The organism is Nitrosospira sp. Nsp18 (assembly GCF_900103145.1).
In the GTDB taxonomy this organism is placed as follows: Bacteria; Pseudomonadota; Gammaproteobacteria; order Burkholderiales; family Nitrosomonadaceae; genus Nitrosospira.
Genome location: NZ_FMWY01000011.1, coordinates 76,156 through 97,181, shown reverse-complemented (window position 1 = coordinate 97,181; position 21,026 = coordinate 76,156). Strand labels below are relative to the sequence as shown.

The 21,026-nt window shown below is 52.7% G+C and carries 20 protein-coding genes; 3 read left to right on the top strand and 17 right to left on the bottom strand.

Annotated features, from left to right (window positions below):
* The first annotated feature begins 28 nt into the window (after positions 1-28).
* Complete coding sequence (locus tag BLS94_RS07180) at positions 29-391, top strand: YidH family protein (RefSeq protein ID WP_090958999.1); 363 nt, start codon at positions 29-31, stop codon at positions 389-391.
* 124 nt (positions 392-515) lie between these two features.
* Here the strand turns inward: BLS94_RS07180 and BLS94_RS07175 are convergent, their stop codons facing one another.
* From BLS94_RS07175 to BLS94_RS07120, 12 genes are all read right to left on the bottom strand, one after another.
* The gene (locus BLS94_RS07175; RefSeq protein ID WP_090958996.1) at positions 516-1,376 is read right to left on the bottom strand and encodes an MBL fold metallo-hydrolase; all 861 of its coding nucleotides are present in this window, start codon (positions 1,374-1,376) and stop codon (positions 516-518) included.
* Positions 1,377-1,593: 217 nt separating this feature from the next.
* Positions 1,594-2,319, bottom strand: coding sequence for a DNA repair protein RecO (gene recO, locus BLS94_RS07170; protein WP_072768916.1), 726 nt, complete (start codon positions 2,317-2,319; stop codon positions 1,594-1,596).
* A gap of 16 nt (positions 2,320-2,335) precedes the next feature.
* Positions 2,336-3,247: a GTPase Era gene (gene era, locus BLS94_RS07165; protein WP_072768924.1), complete on the bottom strand. Its 912-nt coding sequence runs from the start codon at positions 3,245-3,247 to the stop codon at positions 2,336-2,338.
* 93 nt (positions 3,248-3,340) lie between these two features.
* Positions 3,341-4,015, bottom strand: a complete 675-nt coding sequence (rnc, locus tag BLS94_RS07160; RefSeq protein ID WP_072768915.1) for a ribonuclease III — start codon at positions 4,013-4,015, stop codon at positions 3,341-3,343.
* Between the two features lie 96 nt (positions 4,016-4,111).
* Complete coding sequence (lepB, locus tag BLS94_RS07155; RefSeq protein ID WP_072768914.1) at positions 4,112-4,915, bottom strand: signal peptidase I; 804 nt, start codon at positions 4,913-4,915, stop codon at positions 4,112-4,114.
* 97 nt (positions 4,916-5,012) lie between these two features.
* A complete protein-coding gene (gene lepA / locus BLS94_RS07150; RefSeq protein ID WP_176767821.1) occupies positions 5,013-6,809 on the bottom strand; it encodes a translation elongation factor 4 in 1,797 nt (598 codons plus the stop codon).
* A gap of 161 nt (positions 6,810-6,970) precedes the next feature.
* The gene (locus BLS94_RS07145) at positions 6,971-7,261 is read right to left on the bottom strand and encodes a glutaredoxin family protein (RefSeq protein ID WP_072768912.1); all 291 of its coding nucleotides are present in this window, start codon (positions 7,259-7,261) and stop codon (positions 6,971-6,973) included.
* Positions 7,242-8,657: a DegQ family serine endoprotease gene (locus tag BLS94_RS07140; RefSeq protein ID WP_072768911.1), complete on the bottom strand. Its 1,416-nt coding sequence runs from the start codon at positions 8,655-8,657 to the stop codon at positions 7,242-7,244. The genes BLS94_RS07145 and BLS94_RS07140 overlap by 20 nt, the downstream gene beginning before the upstream one ends.
* A gap of 301 nt (positions 8,658-8,958) precedes the next feature.
* On the bottom strand, positions 8,959-9,945 hold the full coding sequence (locus tag BLS94_RS07135) for a MucB/RseB C-terminal domain-containing protein (protein ID WP_072768910.1): 987 nt from the start codon (positions 9,943-9,945) through the stop codon (positions 8,959-8,961).
* The gene (locus BLS94_RS07130; RefSeq protein WP_090958992.1) at positions 9,942-10,469 is read right to left on the bottom strand and encodes a sigma-E factor negative regulatory protein; all 528 of its coding nucleotides are present in this window, start codon (positions 10,467-10,469) and stop codon (positions 9,942-9,944) included. Before BLS94_RS07130 ends, BLS94_RS07135 begins: the two co-directional genes overlap by 4 nt.
* A gap of 1 nt (position 10,470) precedes the next feature.
* Entirely contained in the window at positions 10,471-11,073 is a 603-nt protein-coding gene (rpoE, locus tag BLS94_RS07125) for an RNA polymerase sigma factor RpoE (protein ID WP_072768908.1), read from the bottom strand.
* A 489-nt stretch (positions 11,074-11,562) separates the two neighbouring features.
* A complete protein-coding gene (locus tag BLS94_RS07120; protein ID WP_218124756.1) occupies positions 11,563-11,907 on the bottom strand; it encodes a four-helix bundle copper-binding protein in 345 nt (114 codons plus the stop codon).
* A 423-nt stretch (positions 11,908-12,330) separates the two neighbouring features.
* Between BLS94_RS07120 and nadB the strand changes: the two genes are divergently transcribed.
* A complete protein-coding gene (nadB, locus tag BLS94_RS07115; RefSeq protein ID WP_090958986.1) occupies positions 12,331-14,031 on the top strand; it encodes an L-aspartate oxidase in 1,701 nt (566 codons plus the stop codon).
* A gap of 195 nt (positions 14,032-14,226) precedes the next feature.
* Here the strand turns inward: nadB and BLS94_RS07110 are convergent, their stop codons facing one another.
* The 4 genes from BLS94_RS07110 to BLS94_RS07095 form a co-directional block, all read right to left on the bottom strand.
* Positions 14,227-14,580 carry a DUF1428 domain-containing protein gene (locus BLS94_RS07110; RefSeq protein WP_072768557.1) on the bottom strand — a complete coding sequence of 118 codons (354 nt, stop codon included), beginning with the start codon at positions 14,578-14,580 and terminating at the stop codon, positions 14,227-14,229.
* Positions 14,581-14,753: 173 nt separating this feature from the next.
* Complete coding sequence (locus BLS94_RS07105) at positions 14,754-15,866, bottom strand: ADP-ribosylglycohydrolase family protein (protein WP_072768556.1); 1,113 nt, start codon at positions 15,864-15,866, stop codon at positions 14,754-14,756.
* Positions 15,867-16,016: 150 nt separating this feature from the next.
* Entirely contained in the window at positions 16,017-16,448 is a 432-nt protein-coding gene (locus BLS94_RS07100; RefSeq protein ID WP_072768555.1) for a hypothetical protein, read from the bottom strand.
* Positions 16,445-17,377 carry a zinc dependent phospholipase C family protein gene (locus BLS94_RS07095; RefSeq protein WP_072768554.1) on the bottom strand — a complete coding sequence of 311 codons (933 nt, stop codon included), beginning with the start codon at positions 17,375-17,377 and terminating at the stop codon, positions 16,445-16,447. Before BLS94_RS07095 ends, BLS94_RS07100 begins: the two co-directional genes overlap by 4 nt.
* A 626-nt stretch (positions 17,378-18,003) precedes the next feature.
* Here BLS94_RS07095 and BLS94_RS07090 point away from each other — a divergent pair.
* Positions 18,004-19,833, top strand: a complete 1,830-nt coding sequence (locus tag BLS94_RS07090; protein ID WP_072768553.1) for an ABC transporter ATP-binding protein — start codon at positions 18,004-18,006, stop codon at positions 19,831-19,833.
* Positions 19,834-19,953: 120 nt separating this feature from the next.
* On the opposite strand, the gene BLS94_RS07085 is transcribed toward BLS94_RS07090, so the two are convergent.
* Positions 19,954-20,898 (bottom strand): CysB family HTH-type transcriptional regulator, encoded by a 945-nt coding sequence (locus BLS94_RS07085; protein ID WP_090958983.1) that lies wholly within the window; start codon positions 20,896-20,898, stop codon positions 19,954-19,956.
* Positions 20,899-21,026: the final 128 nt, after the last annotated feature.

The following is a 21,026-nucleotide window of genomic DNA, read 5'->3' as shown; positions in this document are numbered from 1 at the left end:
CCGCAGGGAAGAGAGCGAGCTAGAAAAGATGTCGGATCCACGAGTTTTCTTCGCAGCTGAACGCACACTTTTAGCATGGGTGCGAACAGGGCTTACTATAACGGCGCTCGGTTTTGTCGTCGCCAGGTTCAGACTGTTTCTGAACCTCATGACGGCTTCAACCGGAATTTCGGCAGCGGCGCCTCATTGGTCTTCGGAAGCGCTTGGCATTATTCTTGTGCTGGCCGGTTCCTTAGTTATCCTGGGGGCTTTCCATAATCACAGGCTTTATATACGGTCTCTCCCGCCGGAGGATTTGCCCAAACTGGCCATACCATGGCTTACATCGTTTCTATCTGTATCTGTCGCCGGGGTGGGGGTACTACTGGCGGTGTATCTTTTATTCGCATGACACCTATCTATACAGGCTATACGGCAGTAAATCAGCCATTGAACAAATTCGCTGCCATTGCCAAAGGATAAAGGATAAAGGATAAAGGATAAAGGGTATCACGCAAGCGTCCACTCTCAGCTTATCAGATCAGGTTCAACGGTATTTTCAAATATGAAACACCATTCCCTTCCGGCGGTGGCATCCCTCCCGCCCGCACGTTAACCTGCACCGATGGAAGCAACAGCATCGGCATATCAAGCGTAGCGTCACGTGCTTCGCGCATGGCGACAAAACTGTCTTCGGAGATTCCGTCGTGCACATGTATATTCCGTGCACGCTGCTCAGCGACGGTACTTTCCCAGCGGGCCTGGCGGGTTGGGGGCGGGTAGTCGTGGCACATGAACAACCGGGTCTCCGCCGGTTGTTCCAACAGTTTGCGTATCGACCGAAATAGCTGGCGCGCATCCCCTCCAGGGAAATCGGCGCGTGCCGTGCCGAGATCGGGCATAAAGAGCGTATCGCCAATAAAGATGACGTCGCCGAACTGATAAGACAAGTCGGCAGGCGTATGGCCGGGGGTCGAAATCGCCTTTGCACTCAATTTACCGATTTCGAAGGTCTCGTCATTCCCCAGGAGATGATCAAAGTGGCGGCCATCCGGCATGAATTCGGGCCCAAGGTTGAATATCTCCTTGAAGATCCGTTGTACTTTTGGTACCTCACGCCCGATGCCGGTTTTTCCGCCCAGTTGACTCCTGAGATAATGTGCTGAAGTCAGATGGTCAGCGTGCACATGTGTTTCAAGAATCCACTCCACTTTCAGTCGCTGGTTTTCCACGAACGCAATCAGGCTGTCTGCGGATAAAGTATTCGTTCTGCCCGACCTGTGGTCGTAATCCAGCACGGGATCGATGATTGCGCAGGTGCCACCGGGTTCGTCGAAGACAATATAGCTAAGCGTCTGCGTCACTGGATCAAGAAATGCCTCGATATTCGGTTGCATCTATTTTCTTCCCGCTTCAAGTTGATCAATCATGCTTTCCTGGGACTCTCCACAGGTAATCTATCGTTTCAACCTCGCTTGCGGTAATGGTTTCGTGTCTGCCGTGGAGCCGTGTCTTCGTCCGCAAGACTTGAAGGCACGGCGCTCAAGCTTGCGGGTTTCAGGCGTTCATGTACGTTGAGCTGGCGCAAGCAGGAGTGATTATCTAATGGATATATCATAGCTGCTGAAGGTCTTTCAGCAGTTGGCGCGTATGGAGTGGTTTATCGCCGAGATAGTGGTTGAGTATATAGCGCATCAGCGCCTTGCTCTGTTGCCGTGTCAGCGTGTCGGAATAATCACCCCGCTCCATGTCCAGAAGCGTCTTGCCGTCCAATTGCAAGCCCTGATCGCAGTGATGTCCATTGAACGGTACCGGCCCACGCTCGATTTCATAGCAATAATCTTTATTCGCATCGATGGAATTGCCGGAGGCGTCGCGGTCAAGTGTCAAGGCATAACCGAGCTCTTGCAGCAGCCGTTGTTCAAAGCGCCGCAGTATGGGAATGTAATCTTTCCCGTTGCTCAGCGCGGACAGGGCCTCCTGGTAATATATGAATAGCTGTTCATGCGGATCGTTACGGTGCAACAGGCGCACCAGCAACTCGTTGAGGTAAAAACCGCAGATGAGGCCTGTCCCCTGCAACGGCATCTGGCCTGCCTGCCATTCCGCCTTGTGCAGCGTGCGCAGTTCCGTTTTTCCACCCCAACTGAGTTGCAGCGGCTGAAAAGCCCGTAATAGGCCCCTGAAGGCGGATTTTGGACGCTTGGCTCCCTTTGCCACCAGCGGCACTCGTCCGAAATTGCGCGTGAACGCTTCCACCACGAGGCTGGTTTCAAGGTATGGGTAAGTATGCAGCACGAATGCGGGCTGGGCGTCCTGACGCTGTTTGTCCGCGGTCATTATTCGTCAACCGGGTTTACGAATACCCCAGGGTTTTCAAAACCCGCGCGTCATCAGCCCAGCCACTTTTAACCTTTACCCAGATCTTGAGATATACCTTACCACCAAAATTTTCCTCCATATCCTTGCGTGCGGTGGTACCGATCAGCTTGAGCTTTTCCCCGCCCTTGCCAATGATGATCGCTTTCTGATTGGCCTTGTCCACGATGATGGAGGCGTCAATTTTGCGCAGCTCTCCCTCCATTTTGAATTGATCGATGATGACGCTGGTTGAATAGGGAATTTCTTCACCCAACAGCCTGAACAATTTTTCACGAACCAGCTCGGCGGCGATGAATCTCTCATCGCGGTCAGTTGCCTCGTCTTCGCTGAACAATGGCGGGTTTTGCGGCAAATACGGCCGAATTGTGTTTATAAGCGCCGATAACTGGGTTCCACGCTCAGCGCTTACCGGAACGATTGCCGCAAAAGGAAATTCCTTTGCCATTTTTTCGAGAAAGGGAAGCATCTGCGATTTATCGATCATCCGATCTACCTTGTTGACAGCAAGAATCACCGGCCGGTCTCCGGGCAAGAGTTTGACGACCATTTTGTCGCGATCATCAAAACGCATCGCCTCAATAACGAATATTACCGCATCCACATCGCGCAGGCTTTGAGTAACGATACGATTCATTGCGCTATTCAGACGATTCGTATGCCGTGTCTGAAAACCGGGAGTATCGACAAAAATAAACTGGGATCGCGCGTCGGTGAGAATGCCGTTGATGCGATGGCGCGTGGTCTGTGATTTTTTTGATGTGATACTGATCTTTTGCCCAACGAGGCTATTCAATAGCGTCGACTTGCCGACGTTGGGGCGTCCCACGATAGCGACATAGCCACTACTATGGTTGGGATCGGTAGAATGGTCGAGGTCAATATTCATGCAGGAAATGGTTAACGGGAAGGGAAAGCCGGTGATGGGCGAGCGTGCAGCGCAAAAAAACATAAAGGGACTTTCTGCCCTATCTGCCGTTTGCTAACGGCGCGAATGAAGCTGCTCATAAGCTTGTTTCGCTGCTTCCTGCTCCGCGCTACGCCTGGAGACACCTTCTCCCACAGTGCGGATATCAGGTTTTACAATCATGCATTCCACCTTGAATTGCTGCTGGTGAGCTTCGCCGGTGGTGGCGATAACAGAATACTGTGGCAGCGCCAGCCTGAGGCCCTGAAGATATTCCTGAAGAAGCGTTTTAGGGTCTTTGCCCAGCGTCTGCGCATTCAGCCCTTTCAGTAACGGAGCGAAAAGCGCTGTAATGACCTTCTCAGCCTGGGTAAAACCTCCATCGAGGTATATCGCTCCGAGTATCGCCTCCAGTGTGTCGGCGAGAATAGAAGGACGCTGCTCTCCGCCACTTTTGAGTTCTCCATCGCCAAATCTGATCAGCTTTCCCAATCCAAGTATCTGGGCTCGCTCGGCCAGTGCTTGCTGATTGACCAGGTTGGCCCGGACTCGTGATAGGTTACCTTCCGTGAGGTCCGGAAAGTGCCTGAATATCAATCCTGCGATGGCACAGTTGAGCACACTATCGCCGAGAAATTCGAGGCGCTCATTGTGTGGAAGGCTATGGCTTCGGTGAGTCAGTGCCTGACGCAGCAGCTCAGGTCGATTAAAAATGTAGCCTATTTTCCGGCACAGTGCATCACTGTTCATATCCTGGCAAGTTTTATACGATTTTTGATCCGGGCCGCAGCTGACCCTCTATTATCGTATGGCGCAATTGCCCGCCGTGATTCACCTTGGCCCCGGCTAGTCAATGGATAACCCGATTCGCTTGAGATCATTGAAATTCCACCAGATCATGAATGCCTTGCCGACAATATTGCGCTCCGGAACAAATCCCCAGTATCGGCTATCGCTGCTGCTGTCCCGGTTGTCGCCCATAGTGAAATAATTGCCTTCTGGCACCTTGCAGGTAAAACCATTGTCATTGTAGCTGCAATTCTCATGATGGGGGAATGGACGCACGCCGGCAAGCTGTATGGCAGGAACTTCAGAATTGATGAGAATCTTATAGCTATGATCTCCTACCGATTCGCTAAAACGACGGCTGTAGACGTAATTCAGGCCGGATTCCACATAAGTATATTCCCCGTCCGGCTGCGTTTTAACTGGAATATCATTTACAGCAAGCCTCTTGTTGTGATAGGTGACGGTATCACCCGGAACCCCGATAATGCGTTTGATATAATCCATCGAGGGGTTCTCCGGATAGCGGAACACCATTACTTCACCCCGCTGTGGCTCTTTCACGTCCAATAGTTTGAGATTGATGACGGGCAACCGAATACCATAGGTATATTTGTTCACCAGTATAAAATCCCCTACCAGCAGAGTCGGGATCATCGAGCCGGATGGGATTTTGAAAGGCTCCACCAAAAACGATCGTAGGCAAAAGACGACCAGGATCACGGGAAAAAAACTTTTGGGATACTCCACCCACCACGGTCCCTGGGCTTCCGGCGCGCGATGGCGTCGCAGCGCGAAGCGATCGAGCAATGCGATACCGCCGGTTGCTATCAGCAGTATCAGCATGATGAGAGGAAAGTTCATTCCGCGTTCCCGAGTGATAATATCTGGCGCCGTATTGAAGGCAAAAACTGCTCTGGCTGGCGTATATAAGCCTTTTGAATACTGATGCCCATCGTTGTTATTTGTCGCCCACTTGCAGAATAGCCAGAAAGGCTTCCTGGGGAATCTCGACATTCCCGACCTGCTTCATTCGTTTTTTTCCGGCTTTCTGTTTTTCGAGCAGCTTGCGTTTGCGGCTGATGTCGCCGCCATAGCACTTGGCAAGCACGTTCTTGCGCAGCGCCTTGATACTTTCTCTCGCGATGATATGCGCGCCGATGGCGGCTTGTACCGCAATATCGAACATTTGCCGAGGAATCAGTTCGCGCATTTTCTGCGCGAGTTCCCGTCCCCGGTACTGGCTGCTGGCCCGGTGCACAATCAGTGACAGTGCATCCACCTTCTCGCCGTTAATGAGAATGTCCAACCTAACCAGATCGGAAGCTCGAAATTCCTTGAACTCGTAATCCAGCGACGCATACCCGCGGCTTGTGGATTTTAACTTATCGAAAAAATCCATCACTACTTCATTGAGCGGCATTTCGTAGGTGAGCATCACCTGCCTGCCCATGTATTGCATGTTCTTCTGCGTTCCGCGCTTGCTGATGCAAAGCGTTATGACCGCACCCACATATTCTTGTGGAACGAGGATGGTAGCAGTAATGATCGGTTCGCGGATTTCCTCTATTTTCGAGAGATCAGGCAGTCTTGACGGATTCTCGATTTCAGTCGTCGAGCCGTCGCGCATCATTATCTGATATACAACTGTCGGGGCGGTGGTAATGAGATCCATGCCGTATTCCCGTTCCAGCCTTTCTTGTACGATATCGAGATGCAGCAGGCCGAGAAAACCGCAGCGGAAACCAAAACCCAGGGCTTGCGATGTTTCTGGCTCATATTGCAACGAGGAATCATTAAGCTTCAATTTCTCCAATGCATCGCGCAAAGCCTCATACTGGTTCGATTCCACTGGATAAAGGCCGGCAAATACCTGCGGTTTTATCTCTTTGAAGCCAAGCATCGGCTGGCTGGCCGGACGTTCCGCCAAAGTTACCGTATCGCCCACCTTGGCCGATTTCAATTCCTTGATGCCGGAAATAATAAAGCCCACCTCGCCTGCACCGAGAGATTCCCGGTTTTTTGACTTGGGCGTAAACACGCCGACCTGCTCGCATAGATGGACCGCTTTGCTGGCCATCAGCAATATCCTGTCTCTGGGTTTGAGTATCCCATCCAATACCCGCACCAGCATCACTACGCCAACATAGTTATCGAACCATGAATCAATGATCAGGGCCTTCAACGGCGCAGCAGGATCGCCTTTGGGTGGTGGGATACGTGTAATAACCGCTTCGAGGATATCCAGCACGCCCTCTCCGGTCTTGGCGCTGCAAAACAGCGCATCCTGGGCGTCGATGCCGATAATATCCTCTATCTCTTCAATTACGCGCGCTGGTTCGGCTGCAGGCAGATCGATCTTGTTCAGTACCGGCACTACCTCCACCCCCTGCTCGATGGCAGTGTAGCAATTTGCAACGGTCTGGGCTTCTACGCCCTGCGAGGCATCCACCACCAGCAGCGCGCCTTCACAAGCCGCCAGCGAGCGCGATACTTCGTAGGAAAAATCGACGTGTCCCGGCGTATCGATCAGGTTCAGCAGATAATGAGTACCATCGCGCGACGTGTACTCCAGCGCGGCCGTCTGCGCCTTGATCGTAATTCCGCGCTCGCGCTCCAGGTCCATGGAATCCAGTACCTGCTGCTCCATTTCGCGGTCCGACAGACCGCCGCACAAATGAATGATGCGATCGGCGAGGGTGGATTTACCATGGTCGATATGGGCAATGATGGAAAAATTACGAATGTGCTGCATCAGCGGTCAGGGAATCAGGATGGAATCAAAGAGGATGATGATCAGAATGGCGGGAATATAAACAACTAAAAAGGGCACTATTGTGCCCTCTTGAAAATGTATGGTATTGGTCCTCGCAGGTCTTGCGCGAATCCGGCAACCTCGTCTATTCAAGAATATGCATTCTAGCGAATTTTGGCGAAATAAGCATCAAGCGCAACAGGATCGAGGTGATAGTGGCAAATTTCCTCTCCTCCGGCTAGCAGTACCGGAACCTTTAAGCCGTAACGCGACTGTAGCTCTTCATCACTATCCACATCCACCACGTCGAGGTGAAAAAAAAGCCGCGCCTGTAATTCTCGCAGGGCGGCAATCATGTCCTGGCAGAGATGGCAATGCTCTCGGCTGTATACCACCAACGTCAATGGATAGGTGTCGGTATCGGAAGCGGCCGGGTTATTTGCTGTCGTTGCCATTGAGCTTCATCGTGATGAAAGTCGCGGTATCGCCGCGTCTGACGAGAAGTGCGATGTTACGCCCTTTTCCGGTCTTGTTGAGCAACTGATTGAATTGCTCGACGGTGGTAACATCCTGATTATTTATGCTTAGGATCACATCACCCGGGCGGACACCTGCGTGACTGGCGATGCCTGGCACCATGTCTTCCACCAGCAGGCCGTTGTCCACCTCCAATTGTTTCTTCTGGTCTGCGCTGAGTTCGCTCAAGCTGAGCCCGATACGATTGGATGTATCCGGCGCTTTACCGCGTTTACCGCCCAGGCCCACCGGTTTCTCATCCGGTGGCGTTTCGTCTACCGTCACCGTCATTTCTTTGGTGGCGCCGTTACGCCAAACCAGCACCGGCACCTTCGTCCCAGGCTTGGTGGCGCCTACAATACGCGGTAAATCGCCTGCAGCAGTCACGGGTTTGCCGTCAAACTTCAAAATGACGTCTCTCGCTTCCATACCCGCTTTCTCTGCGGGGCTGCCCTTTTGTACCGAAGCGACCAGCGCGCCGTCAGGTTTCGGCAATCCAAAGGATTCTGCGAGTTCCTTGGTCACTTCTTGTATCAGTACGCCAATCCTGCCACGGCTCACCTTGCCGGTAGCGATCAACTGATTTGAAATATTCGTGGCTACATCGATGGGGATAGCGAATGACAAGCCCATGAAGCCGCCGGTACGGCTGTAAATCTGAGAATTGATACCCACTACTTCGCCATTCATATTGAATAGTGGCCCACCCGAATTGCCGGGATTGATCGCCACGTCGGTCTGAATGAAAGGTACAAAATTTTCCTGCGTCAGAGAGCGCCCTTTGGCGCTGACGATGCCGGCGGTCACGCTGTTTTCAAAGCCGAAGGGCGAACCGATCGCCACTACCCATTCGCCAACTTTCATTTTGCTCGGATCGCCTTGGGTTACCTTAGGCAGGCCGCTGGCTTCGATTTTGAGAAGCGCGATATCGGTTTTCCGGTCGGCGCCTATCAGCTTGGCGCGGAATTCGCGTTTGTCGGTAAGCTTTACCGTAATTTCGTCGGCAGACTCCACCAGGTGCGCATTGGTCAGGATATAGCCATCAGAACTGATGATGAAGCCCGACCCCAGGGATTTCGACTCGAAATCCCTGGGTGCGCCATAGGGCTGCATGTGTCGGCGAAAAAATTCAAAAAATGGGTCATCCTCGGGAATATTAGGCATCCCTGGAAAATCCCGATTGGAAACCACGCTGGGTGCTTGCACCGTGCTTATATTCACCACGGCAGCGCCTTCTTTTTCAACGAGACTGGTAAAATCGGGTAATTCCCGGTTCTGTGCGAAAACGGTAGTTGACAATCCAATCAGCGTGATCAGAACAAATTTGCGTATCATTCTCTGTCTTCCATAGGAATAAAAACGAATAAACCTTCCATTCGAGATAAATAGCTGAGCTTCCGCAAGACTATCATACCGAACTTTTCGGTCTGGCGCGCCAGAAACGGTTCGTAACAGCCTCAGGAATCAAGCGGTATAGGCTGGGCATTTTTACTCACCGTCAGCACCCGGACCTGATGGCAGGCAACCTGAACGAGGACTACCGGACATGTTTTTCCGGTTCGTGGTTCGTCATTGGCGTGCATCGGAATACAACTCAAGCTGGTCTTGAGGTTCCAATCCGATTCCCATCCCGTTTCTAATCGGCCTTCCTGCTTACCGAGTTCCCGATTTGCATTACGGTGGCCGGCGGAACTTCGCCTACCGTTGTTACAACGTTGTCCGCCATAGTACGGCTATAGATGTTGATTGCACCGCGGCTGTGATAAAGCCCGTCACTCGGGGGGGGGGAATCCTTGGATACCGGCTCGATGAACACCGATACCGCCGCAAGGCCATCCGATAATGCGATATGCCCCACTGGTGCCGGCTTTCCTGAGAGATGACGCTTCATTTCGATGATCTTTTTGAATCCAGAAGGAGGATCTTTAACCTGCCAGCCGAGTTTGCCGCGTCCTACTGTAGACGATACGAGATTGGTGGTGCGCCACTCGGCAGCTTTCCCCGCGTATTTGGATTTCAATAGTTCTTTATCTACATTGCCGCCAATTTTCAATGCAGTAAAAACAAACTGTTCGACGATGCGGTCCTTATCCATCACTGCAGCTTTAAGCAGCAGGCCCGTATGGATATCTACCCATAGTTTCTGGCCATAGCGCTTATCGTCCCGGGGTTCCAGTTCGATTACCTGGCAAAGGTAATCGCTGACGCGCTCCTGCCCACCTTTCTTGACAATATAGTTCTCATCCAGATTATTCAAGGGCTGCGGCAGCAGTGCCGGAAAAACTTTTCGAAGCCAGCGCTTTTCAGTGACAACGGTCTTGCTTTCCGGCAAATAGCACCTCATCTCATCATTATTACGGATGATTTCCCGAGGTGCGCCATCCAGCACTTCGCTTCTTTCCTGCTCGCCGTCCTCATTCACGAAATGGACGATGCGAGAGGTCTCGATATGATCGCCGGATGAATAAATGAAAGTGCCGACGTAGTTATACTGACGAGGCGCGGCAGCAATCTTTTGCAGCCAGTTTAATGCCTCTGGGGATGAGCTGGGCGAATGTTGCGCAAATACAGGTTGAACGTTGGCGCATAACAGCAAGAGGGTAGCCAGCGCGACCCGTGTCATCTGGCAAAATTTTGGTGCGATTCCGCGGCCGTACGCATATAAGGTGCTACGCCATGCACCGAGGTACTAGGCGAAAACTCCCGATGCGCAAGAAGGTAATCGTTGATTTGCGCCGGAGCCGACACCGCTGCCGGAACCGCCGGAACAGCGGCTGCTGGAGCGGGATTGTTCTGCGCCATATTTTGCCGTGCTATCTCCGGTTGTTGCATCGTTTGCAGGCTCATCCATCCCGCGACGGCTACTGCCGCGATCGAGGCGGCGGCAGCGTAGGCAATCGGTTTATGCTTCATCGACAAGCGCCGTGCGCGCACCGCCGCTATATCCGGTTCGTTCGCTAACCTTGCGCCGACGCGACGTGTGATATCGAAAAGTTTTGCATCGGATTGCCCCAGCGAATCGCTGATCAGATGATAAAGCGCCCATTGCTCGCGTAAGCCATCCATTTTTTTGAATTGGTCGACGACAACCGCTGCCTCTTCAGGATCCAGCTCGCCGTCCATCAACGCTGATATTTTATCTTGCATGCTACCACCTCTTATCTTTGCCGGTCCCCAGCAGGGGCCGTAGTTTTTCCGCTATAGCTTCCCGGGCACGAAATATTCGCGACCGAACCGTACCGATGGGACAATTCATGATGACAGCAATTTCATCATAACTTAGCCCTTCAATTTCTCTCAGCGTAATTGCTGTACGCAATTCTTCAGGCAGTTCGTCCAGGGTCTGATTAACCGTCTGCGCGATCTGCTTGCTCGTCAGTTCGCTTTCCGGCGTGTTCATCTCCCGTAAATGACTACCCTCCTCAAAGCCTTCGGCGTCTTCGTTATCGAAGCCGGCGGTGGTCGTCGGCGCACGCCGACCTTGAGCCACCAAAAAATTTTTTGCCGTATTAATACCAATTCTGTACAACCAGGTATAAAACGCGCTGTCCCCACGGAACGACGGTAACGCGCGATAAGCCTTTATAAACGCTTCCTGGGTCACATCCTCCACTTCCGCCGAGTCGCGGATAAATTGCGATAGCAGTCGTGCAAGTTTGCGTTGATACTTGACCACCAGCAGATCGAACGCATGTTTGTCTCCTTGTTGCGCGCGCTCCACCAGCTGCTGATCGATTTCCCGGTCACCCATGCCGCCTAATCCCTGAATTTGTGTTTTTTATACTTGTGGCTGCTACATTACGAGGCAGCCCAGTCAAGTATACTCGTTCAAGGGTCCATCTGGGTGTTACGCGCAGACACGCTATTGGCGACCTGTGTGAACAGACAACGCATAATATAAATTAGTTCAGCTGAAAATGTGGTTATTCGATGTGGCAGAGTTCATGGCGCAATTCCGGATAGTTTTACAACTAAAAAACGACCTTAATAATAGTTCAAAAGTTAATTTAAGAGACCGAAGAATGGAAAAGGCCGATTCGATTGCCCTGGTTTCACTTTATCGGCATCCTCATTCTTGCAGGTGCTGCATAAAAACGTGACATAGCCAGACGAGGGTCGCGGTTCAAATTACTGCGCTCTACGTAACTTTACATCGCATCAACCGCAATCCCGGGGGTACTTGCTACTCACAGTGTTGCTGCTTCAATCCGGCATTCTGCCGAAAGTGGGGTTGCGAGAATCAGTGACTGTAGCCCGCCATGCTTCGGCAGCTTTCCGCGCATTTGCGACAGGCGCGGGCGCACTCTTCCATCCCATCCAGTTTTTCGCAATTTTCCGCGCAAGCATCGCAAATTCTGGCGCAGACACCACAGACGTGATTGCTCAGCCTTGAACCGCTCAGCATGAAATTAAGCGACGTCTGGCAGATTTCGGCGCAGTTTATCATGAGTCGGAAATGCTCGGGCTCCACATGTTTCCCGCCTGTTTCAAGGCAATGATTCATGGCGGTTTGCAGGCAGATCTGGTGGCAATGGCTGCACGCGTCGATGCATGCTTGCATGTCTTGGCTGTTATCACTAGGCATGAGGAAAAGTCTCCTTTTTTTGTTCGTCAATCGGTTTTTATGTGGCCAGGGCAAAAATCGGTGCAAGAAGATAATGTGCACCCGCGGCGCAGCGCGTTCTGTACGATAGCAGACATAGCCTTTGCTATTAAAATGGGGAGAAGAGCGGGGGCGTCCTTTCCAATATTTACTATAAGACCTGTTCCGACCTTCCCATCCGTTGACGCGTGAAGTTTCGGTGAGGTTGGAGTGAAGTGCAGCCCCTCAGGATTTTCTAATGCATGGATACCACGCAAAGGATTAGGCTGGTGGTGAAGCAAGCAATAGGAGTGAGGTTGAAATAAGCGGAATGATGGTTGCGCTTCGCTTTACTTATGCGGCTAACCCGCCGGTTCGACTTCCTGCCCCGTGTCGCTATCCCGTGTCGCAAAGCATGATGGCATAATGCGTATAAAGACCGGCGGCAGGTCTGTTATTATTGCATTCATTGGAATTAAAACAAGAATACTCAATTGCCCAATTGCCCAATTGCCACAGCTTAATTTCGACACTCTGATCATCGGCAGCGGTCTGGCTGGCCTCACCCTGGCGCTGAATCTGGCGCAAACCAACAAGGTGGGCCTCATTACCAAACGTGCGCTACTGGACGGCGCCAGCGGGTGGGCGCAGGGGGGGATTGCTGCGGTTTTGTCGGAGGAAGATTCGCCCGAAGCCCACATAAGGGACACGCTTACCGCCGGTGCGGGTCTCTGTAACGAAGCCGTTACGCGGTACGTGGTGGAAGAAGGACCCCGGGCCGTCCAGTGGCTCATTAGCCAGGGCGTTCCGTTCACTCGAAACCAGGGCAGCGGGACCGGGTATCATTTAACCCGGGAGGGCGGTCACAGTGTACGACGCGTGATCCACGCGGCGGATGCGACGGGGCAGGCCGTGCAGCTGACCCTGATCGAGAAGGCACGTACCCATCCAAATATCACCGTGCTTGAGCACCATGTCGCGATCGATCTCATTACCAGCGCGAAACTGGGCCGCACGGATAATAATGGCAACCGCTGCTATGGCGCCTATGTGCTGGACAGTGCAGCCGGACAGGTCTACACCATCGGCGCTAATAACATAGTATTGGCGACTGGCGGTGCCGGCAAGGTTTATCTCTATACCACCAATCCCGACACCGCTACCGGCGATGGCATCGCCATGGGTTGGCGCGCAGGCTGCCGCGTAGCCAATATGGAATTTATCCAGTTCCACCCCACCTGCCTTTATCACCCTCATGCCAAATCATTTCTCATCAGTGAGGCGGTACGTGGCGAAGGCGGTTTGCTGAAGCTTCCCGATGGCTCGCGGTTCATGCCCTGGCACGATGAACGCGCGGAGCTCGCGCCGCGGGATATTGTCGCCCGTGCAATCGATTTTGAAATGAAAAAACGCGGACTCGATTGCGTTTATCTCGATATATCCCACAAGCCGGCCAAATTCCTGAAAGAGCACTTCCCCAACATTTATAAACGCTGCCTGGAATTCGGCATCGATATCACCTTGCAACCCATTCCCGTCGTGCCCGCCGCTCACTACACCTGTGGTGGCGTTTTCACCGATCGGAAGGGCAAAACCGACATGGATAATCTTTATGCGATCGGCGAAACTGCCCATACCGGTCTGCATGGCGCCAATCGGTTGGCAAGCAACTCCCTGCTGGAGTGCCTGGTGTTCGGTCAGGCGGCAGCCAATGATATTATCGGGCAGACGCCAGCGCCCGCCGTTGAGTTGCCGCAATGGGACGAAAGCCGTGTTACCAATGCAGATGAGGAGATCGTCATCTCGCACAACTGGGACGAATTGCGGCGTTTCATGTGGAGCTACGTTGGTATTGTCCGCACTACCAAACGTCTGCAACGCGCACAGAACCGCATCAGTCTTCTACACGAAGAAATCAACGAGTATTACGCAAATTTTCGCGTAACCAGCGATCTGCTGGAACTACGAAATTTGGTGGATACCGCCGACCTTATCGTGCAAAGCGCCATGCTGCGGCATGAGAGCCGTGGTCTGCACTACAGCCGGGATTATCCGGAGCTGCTGCCGGAGGCGAAGGATACGGTAGTAAAGCGCGGGGCTACCGATTCTATCGCAACACAGGATTAGCCGAGTGTGAGCGAAGCTGCAAGCGGATTGGCTCGACAGAAGAGTGCCATTGATACTTCCAGAAACACCCAGCCATGCGAGGATTCTACTGCACCTTGCAGCTAATTACGGGGAGCAGGTAGAACCATACTTAGCACTGTTATTGTCGTTCCTAAAGTAGCAGAGAGCGCATAATACAAACTAAAAACGGCTATGTCACGCCTCTACCAGCACCTCGAATCCACCGTAGATCAGACGCTTGCCGTCAAATGGCATTGAGTTGGCCTCCGGCTGCATTCGCGGGTCGACCATTACCTTCTTCCAGGCTTCATCGCGCACTTGACGCGAGGGCCACGTCACCCACGAGAACACCACCGTCTCGTCCGCCTGGCACTTGACCGCCATCGGAAATGACGTCAGCTTGCCCTCGGGCACGTCATCACCCCAACACTCGACGACGTTCAGCGCGCCGTACTCCTTGAATACTATGGCAGCCTTTGCGGCATGCTCCCGATAGATTTCCCGATTGACCGTAGGCACGGCGACAACGAATCCATCAACGTAGTTCATGATTTATCTCCTCCATGGTTTAAATCGAATCTACACCGCCAAAGCCAAAGCGAACGAAAAAAACAATACCTTGCATTGTTTGTTCCAGTGTAGCAAAAGGGAATCCTTATGCGCTTCTAGAGGAGCCATTCGACTCACACACTCCGGGCGTACCTCTCCGATCGTTTTCCGGGCTACTGCTTTTTTGCTCTCTCTGGCGGGGCATGCGGTGTGCCTGCTTGCGCGGCCAGGTCCACTGCAAGCTGCCTGAGTGTTTCGCCTTCTTCCAGGCCGTCGAGGAAGCGCTGGGGGATGCCCGACAGCCCGGCTTGGGCTCCAGCTAGCGCCCCAGTCAAAATGGCGCGAGCCTGGTTTTGCCCTCCGCCATTTACGGCGTGCAGCACAGCGGATTCGAAATCCTGAGGGAAGCGGGCAGTAAGGTAGTAGGCCGCGGGAAGTTGGTGATAGATGGCGCAAGGCATGCCGTATACAAGTGACACTTTCCATGGAGGGTCTATCTGGATTCCCGGGTCCGTGGCGGCGATGGAAACATACGAGGGTGTCAGCAGGGCATCAGGTGATGCGAACCGCCCGGCGACGGGCGGGTCCGGGTCCCCGGGGCGGGGCGGTTGCAAATCTGATTGCGTTACCGCATGAAAAGGCAGTTCGCCCGTCTTCACTAATTGCATCAGCTTGCTGGACAGGTTTTTATCGAGCTTATGCCCTTGCACCAGGAGGCTGAGCACCGCCCCGTAAGCGACTGTCATCGAAAGCACGACATCGTCGATCTGGGTAAGGCGGGTATTGTCGGAAATAGCTGTCGCCAATTCGTGAGGCTGAGTCGCATAGCGGACGGCTAAGGCGAGCGTGCGTTCGATGGCTTCGGTAGTATCGGCATGGCCACCCGTCTGCCCCCAGGGCAGTTTCTGCTGGACGCGCTTGCGCCAGGCATTGCGGATGGACTGACTTGTATATCCGCCAGGTCCGTTCGCTGGAGTACCATCAAGCAAAGGAAACAGCTCTTCATCCATGCGCTTGCAGAAATCTGCTTCGTCATAGCCGCCTCGCTCGACGAGAGAACGGAGCATGAGCCTGAGAATAATGCCTGCCTGCGACAACTGACCTGCCTTGAGGCCATCATGGTAACGGCCCGGTTTGGGGTCCGTATAAGTTGTGATCCAGTCGCCGTAGTCGCGGTGAAGCTCCTCCAGGTCATAGTACCAGTGAGGGCCAAGGCCCAGAGCGTCTCCGATAAAGGCGCCCATGATGGCGCCGGCAGCACGGTCTTGAATGGCGGGTTCGGCCATGGTTCTGATCCTCCTCGTGGTCAAACTGGATTTATGAACGAACAGGTCAAACAGGTTGGAAACGTAGGCCCGGCGTTTGCAGAGGAAACGGAATGTCGCATGAGACTATATATTCCATTGATTCTGGCTGGGCGTAAATGAATATGAGTATCAATTTGCGCCACAAACCTGTTTCGTATCGATGGAGAACTCGCATGCCTCCGTCTTTCCGATCCAGCGCTCGTGATCCATCGGCCCGGAACAGCCCGCATCTTCCAGAAGAGCACGGGTGCCGGTCGCGTCGCATACGAGTACAACCGAGTGGCGTTCCTGCCGCAGCACCCTGAGCTTATAACCTTGAAAATTTTCCAGTAGCACCGGATCGTGCCGGGTGGCGAGTTCCAGCAATTCGCTGTCGCCAAGGCCGGGTGGGGGGTTTTTGTAGCGCACCGTCGACTCTACCGCGGCCGATAGTTTTGTCAGTGCGGAGGCTTTGACATACATTTCCTCACTATCGGGGCCTCGCTGGCTGACAGTGCAGGCCGCCAGGAAACCAATCGTAATCGTAACGCTAATGGCGCTGGCAGCAGTGGTTCTGCTCATGCGGGGCTCTTCCAATAGACATAGTTGCCGTCAACGTCTCTTCCGGTATCCAGATTCCAGTTGACGGATGCCGTCTGGTACTTGTCATCGTTCGTGAACACCGCACCGGCAATATATGACCAGGCGGTAAGGACGTTTTCCATCGCCCGTTCGAAAATCTGATCGTAATCCATCGAACCGAGAGGGGTGGCCAAACCCTTCAGATATTGATTGTCGAGATCGGCTATAGCCGGATAGGTCAACCCGATGTTCGCGGCGACGTGTCGCGCAAAGGGGGGAAGCGCGCCTCCTTCTTCCGCTTTGTCAACGATGAACTTGAATGCGCCATGCCAGTTGTCGATGATCGGGGAATTGCGCTGATAGGGGTCGGGATAGCATGTCTCAAGCATGCGTTGCCAGGTCATGACGATTATGGGATCGAGTTTTCCGCTGTCGGGTTTATCGCAGCATCCCCAGATTCCCGAATCCAGATGCTCGCCTAAACCAATTTCACCGATATTCAATCGCTGAAATATGTAGGCATCCTGATGCATCTCGCAGATTCTATGCTTATCCTTGTTCTTTTGATATTCGCCTACTTTCAGCTCGATAACGGGATGAATTGTCACATCTGTTACGACATGGCTCGTGTATCCCAGCAGCCAGGCAAATGTTTTCTGCTGCGATGCACCGCTCAGTTTTCTAATAAAATCAATTCCTGCTTTGATCATATCGCCGGTTTTTTGATAATGCATTCTATCCGCCCACTGACAAGCATCGGGATGAGCGAGATCCAGATAAGGATAATCCGGGCTGACCGCGCCAAGCTCGCAGAACCGGAAGTAATCCAGTACCGGAACGATTGCTTCAGGCGTTAAACCGCGGCTTTCGAGCCGGACCGGTTCCCTGATCAGATTAACCAGCGTGAGATGTGCATAGGCGCCAGGCATGTATGCTCCAGATTTCACTTCCTTGACCGCATGCCATTCAGCCTGACTGGACGGCGCCGCGATCGTTGATCGGATATCGCATTAGAGAATAGGTGCTATTGTATATTTTGTTTCAGCTTCAGGCTGCGATGGTCATAATCGTATTTCAATGTAGCCATGCGGCGGCCAAATATCAAATTTAATGCATTTTAGCAATCAGAGGTTTTGCCGTTACAGCCGCTATTGGATGATTTAAACCTAAATCCGGTAGTTGGACGTGGTGAAGTGTACGGTTTTTGGGGTGCAGGGCAAGGCGCAACGACGCGGAATGCGACCGCGCAGGGCGGAGCAGTGCCTTCCGCAGGAAGGTGCGACCCCGAAGCGGGAGGCGGGCGCCCCCTTGCGGGTGTAGCGCGATCGCGGCATCCCCTGCGCTGCCCGATCCCCGCTGCGCGGGGCCCCTCGGGCGACGCTTCGGGGCGCCGTTCCATTCCGAGGAGTTGCAACGAAGCCATGTGCCGCAAAAACTGTGCAATTCATCCCGTAGCGGCCTCACCCGGAAGGTGAGCGTCAAATAATATGAAATATTGTTATTAATCATAGCACTGATCTATAAAATAAGCGGTCAACTACCGGATTTAGGTTAAATGTTTAGTTACTTCGAAAAACTGATTTATCCCTATCCAGATTCCCAGGACAAAATTCCTCCAAAACGCTTTTCATCTTTCGTATGGGAAGCGACAGATGGCGTAAGACGATATCTTGTTGCGATGACCCTGCTTACCGCGTTTATAGGCGCGTTCGAGGCAATATTGTTTGCAATACTGGGGAAGGTGGTCGACTGGCTCAGCGAAATCCCGCCTTCTCTGCTATGGCAACAAGAACGGTACACGCTTCTCCTGTTTGCCGGGATATTGGCGGCAAGCCCCTTATTGGTCGGATTGCAAAATCTCATTAAACACCAGGTATTAGGGGGAAATTTTCCGATGCGGCTACGCTGGAATTTCCATCGGCTGATGCTAAATCAGAGCATGAATTTTTATCAGGACGAATTTGCGGGTCGCGTAGCGGCCAAGGTCATGCAAACCGCTCTCGCCCTACGTGACGTCTGTTTTATTCTGGGAGACATCCTCGTTTACGTAACGATTTACTTTTTTACGCTGGTTGCAGTGGTCGGTAATTTCAATGTCTGGATGTTGCTGCCTTTCATGGCGTGGTTAACCCTCTATATTTTCACATTGTGGTTTTTTGTTCCACGTATGAGCCGGGTTTCTCAATCCCAGGCCGATGCACGTTCCCTCATGACAGGACGCATAAGCGACGCCTACACCAATATTGCAACGGTCAAGCTCTTCTCTCATGCGGGCAGGGAAGCGAGCTACGCGAGATCGGCTATGCAGGAGTTTCTGAAAACGGTGCATAGCCAAATGCGATTGATCAGCAGCTTTGAGACGGTTAATCAGATCATGGGCGCGGCGCTTATCATCAGTGCGGTTGGCGTGGCGTTGTTGTTATGGACTAAGGGTGAAATAGGCGTCGGCGCGGTTGCTGTCGTCGGTGCAATGTCGCTACGGCTCAACGGCATGTCTCATTGGGTCATGTGGGAAATGGCTTCGCTATTCGAACATGTCGGCACTGTGAGAGATGGTATCAATACCTTATCCCGCGCGCACCTGGTAACCGATTATCCTGACGCAAAACCGTTGCGGATCAATAATGCTGATATCAAGTTTGAGGAAGTGCTCTTCTGTTATGGAGGAGATACACCCGTAATAGATCGCCTCTCGTTACATATCAAGCCGGGTGAAAAAATTGGACTGGTTGGACGTTCAGGCGCAGGTAAATCTACGCTCGTAAACCTGCTGCTCAGATTTTATGATATCGAGCAGGGGCGCATATTGATCGATGGACAGGATATTAAATATGTTACCCAAAACAGTTTGCGCGCCAACATCGGCATGGTCACGCAGGATACCTCACTCATGCATCGCTCAGTAAGGGATAACATTTCATACGGGCTGCCGGATGCGAGCGATGAGAATATGATCGCCGCTGCGAAAAGAGCCGAAGCACACGATTTTATAGCCGGGCTGACCGACCCCATGGGGCGTAAAGGCTATGATGCGCATGTGGGCGAGCGGGGGATAAAGCTTTCGGGTGGTCAACGCCAGCGGATTGCGATAGCTCGTGCCATGCTGAAAGATGCGCCGATCCTCCTGCTCGATGAAGCGACCAGCGCTCTGGACTCCGAGGTGGAATTAGCCATTCAGTCCAGCTTGTATCGACTGATGCAAGGCAAGACAGTGATCGCAATCGCCCATCGCTTGTCAACTATCGCTGCGATGGATCGCCTGATCGTGATAGATAAGGGTCGTATTGTAGAAGAAGGCCACCATCAAAGCCTCATAACGCTCAACGGCCTTTACGCGCGGCTATGGAATCATCAAAGCGGCGGATTCCTGGGAGGTGACGTGTAAATTTGTTTTGGCGTATGTCACGCCCGCACTGCACCATTCCTGCAAAATGAAATGACTGGAGCAACGGTTATGATTGAAGTTATGTAATGGAGACCGGGGGTACGAAGCAGGCGGTTCAGTTCATGTGCCAAGCTCTACATCCACCTCGGGCTTTACGCCTGTGCGAATAGCCGCCTCCGTCAGCGATGGCAGGCAAAGCTCGATAAAGCGGTAAGCATAGCCGCGCAGGTAATGGCCGCGCCGCACGGAGATATTGGTCGTATTTTTTTCGAACAGGTGCGAGCTATCGAGCAGATTGAGCTTCGCATCCCGCGCCGGGTTGAATGCCATGGAGGCGACAATGCCCACTCCCAGCCCGAGTTCGACGTAGGTCTTGATGACGTCGGCGTCCAGTGCCGACATAGCGATATCGAGTAACAATCCTGCCTTTGCAAATGTCTGGTCGATCCCTGTTCGCCCGGTGAAACCTTCGTGGTAAGTGATGACTGGAAACTCGGCAATTGCCTCAAGGGTAAGGAGAGAGACAGATTCTAATGGATGCCCGTGCGGCACAATGACGGCGTGATGCCAGGAGTAATAGGGAAAGGACGCCAACTCCGAAACGCTCTGCAGTGCCTCAGTGGCAATGCCGATATCTGCATGGCCGTCGAGCAACATCGATACGATCTCGCCGGGGCTGGCCTGATGCAGGACGAGATGCACCTGTGGAAACGCCTTTTTGAATTGGGTCACCACCGGTGGCAAGGCATACTGCGCCTGAGTATGCGTAGTTGCAATGGTTAGCCGCCCTTGCTTCCGGTTGCTGAATTGCTCAGCTAGACGTTTGACGTTCTTGGCATCGAGCAGGATGCGTTCGACTATCTTCACCAGTTCCTTCCCCGGATCGGTCAATCCGAGCAGTCGTTTCCCCTTGCGTATGAACAGCTCGACGCCCAGTTCATCTTCCAGATCTTTTATATGCTTGCTGACCCCGGATTGCGAAGTAAACAGGGCGTTTGCCGCTTCGGTTAGATTGTAGTTCTGCCGGACCGTTTCGTGGATGATGCGCAGTTGCTGAAAGTTCATGTTATTAAACTCATATTGTCATTCTGCCATTGCTCAAACGCACGTAATGATGAAGCCTTCCCCTCATATTCTGACATGAGGCAGACTTACTCACTTCTCTTTTAAAAAGCTGGCTTAATAATTATAGC

Coding starts and splice junctions, on each gene's coding strand:
- BLS94_RS07180 (WP_090958999.1), top strand. CDS start 29: ATGTCGGATCCACGAGTTTTCTTCGCAGCTGAACGCACACTTTTAGCA.
- BLS94_RS07175 (WP_090958996.1), bottom strand. CDS start 1,376: ATGCAACCGAATATCGAGGCATTTCTTGATCCAGTGACGCAGACGCTT.
- recO (WP_072768916.1), bottom strand. CDS start 2,319: ATGACCGCGGACAAACAGCGTCAGGACGCCCAGCCCGCATTCGTGCTG.
- era (WP_072768924.1), bottom strand. CDS start 3,247: ATGAATATTGACCTCGACCATTCTACCGATCCCAACCATAGTAGTGGC.
- rnc (WP_072768915.1), bottom strand. CDS start 4,015: ATGAACAGTGATGCACTGTGCCGGAAAATAGGCTACATTTTTAATCGA.
- lepB (WP_072768914.1), bottom strand. CDS start 4,915: ATGAACTTTCCTCTCATCATGCTGATACTGCTGATAGCAACCGGCGGT.
- BLS94_RS07145 (WP_072768912.1), bottom strand. CDS start 7,261: ATGGCAACGACAGCAAATAACCCGGCCGCTTCCGATACCGACACCTAT.
- BLS94_RS07140 (WP_072768911.1), bottom strand. CDS start 8,657: ATGATACGCAAATTTGTTCTGATCACGCTGATTGGATTGTCAACTACC.
- BLS94_RS07135 (WP_072768910.1), bottom strand. CDS start 9,945: ATGACACGGGTCGCGCTGGCTACCCTCTTGCTGTTATGCGCCAACGTT.
- BLS94_RS07130 (WP_090958992.1), bottom strand. CDS start 10,469: ATGCAAGATAAAATATCAGCGTTGATGGACGGCGAGCTGGATCCTGAA.
- rpoE (WP_072768908.1), bottom strand. CDS start 11,073: ATGGGTGACCGGGAAATCGATCAGCAGCTGGTGGAGCGCGCGCAACAA.
- BLS94_RS07120 (WP_218124756.1), bottom strand. CDS start 11,907: ATGCCTAGTGATAACAGCCAAGACATGCAAGCATGCATCGACGCGTGC.
- nadB (WP_090958986.1), top strand. CDS start 12,331: ATGCGTATAAAGACCGGCGGCAGGTCTGTTATTATTGCATTCATTGGA.
- BLS94_RS07110 (WP_072768557.1), bottom strand. CDS start 14,580: ATGAACTACGTTGATGGATTCGTTGTCGCCGTGCCTACGGTCAATCGG.
- BLS94_RS07105 (WP_072768556.1), bottom strand. CDS start 15,866: ATGGCCGAACCCGCCATTCAAGACCGTGCTGCCGGCGCCATCATGGGC.
- BLS94_RS07100 (WP_072768555.1), bottom strand. CDS start 16,448: ATGAGCAGAACCACTGCTGCCAGCGCCATTAGCGTTACGATTACGATT.
- BLS94_RS07095 (WP_072768554.1), bottom strand. CDS start 17,377: ATGCCTGGCGCCTATGCACATCTCACGCTGGTTAATCTGATCAGGGAA.
- BLS94_RS07090 (WP_072768553.1), top strand. CDS start 18,004: ATGTTTAGTTACTTCGAAAAACTGATTTATCCCTATCCAGATTCCCAG.
- BLS94_RS07085 (WP_090958983.1), bottom strand. CDS start 20,898: ATGAACTTTCAGCAACTGCGCATCATCCACGAAACGGTCCGGCAGAAC.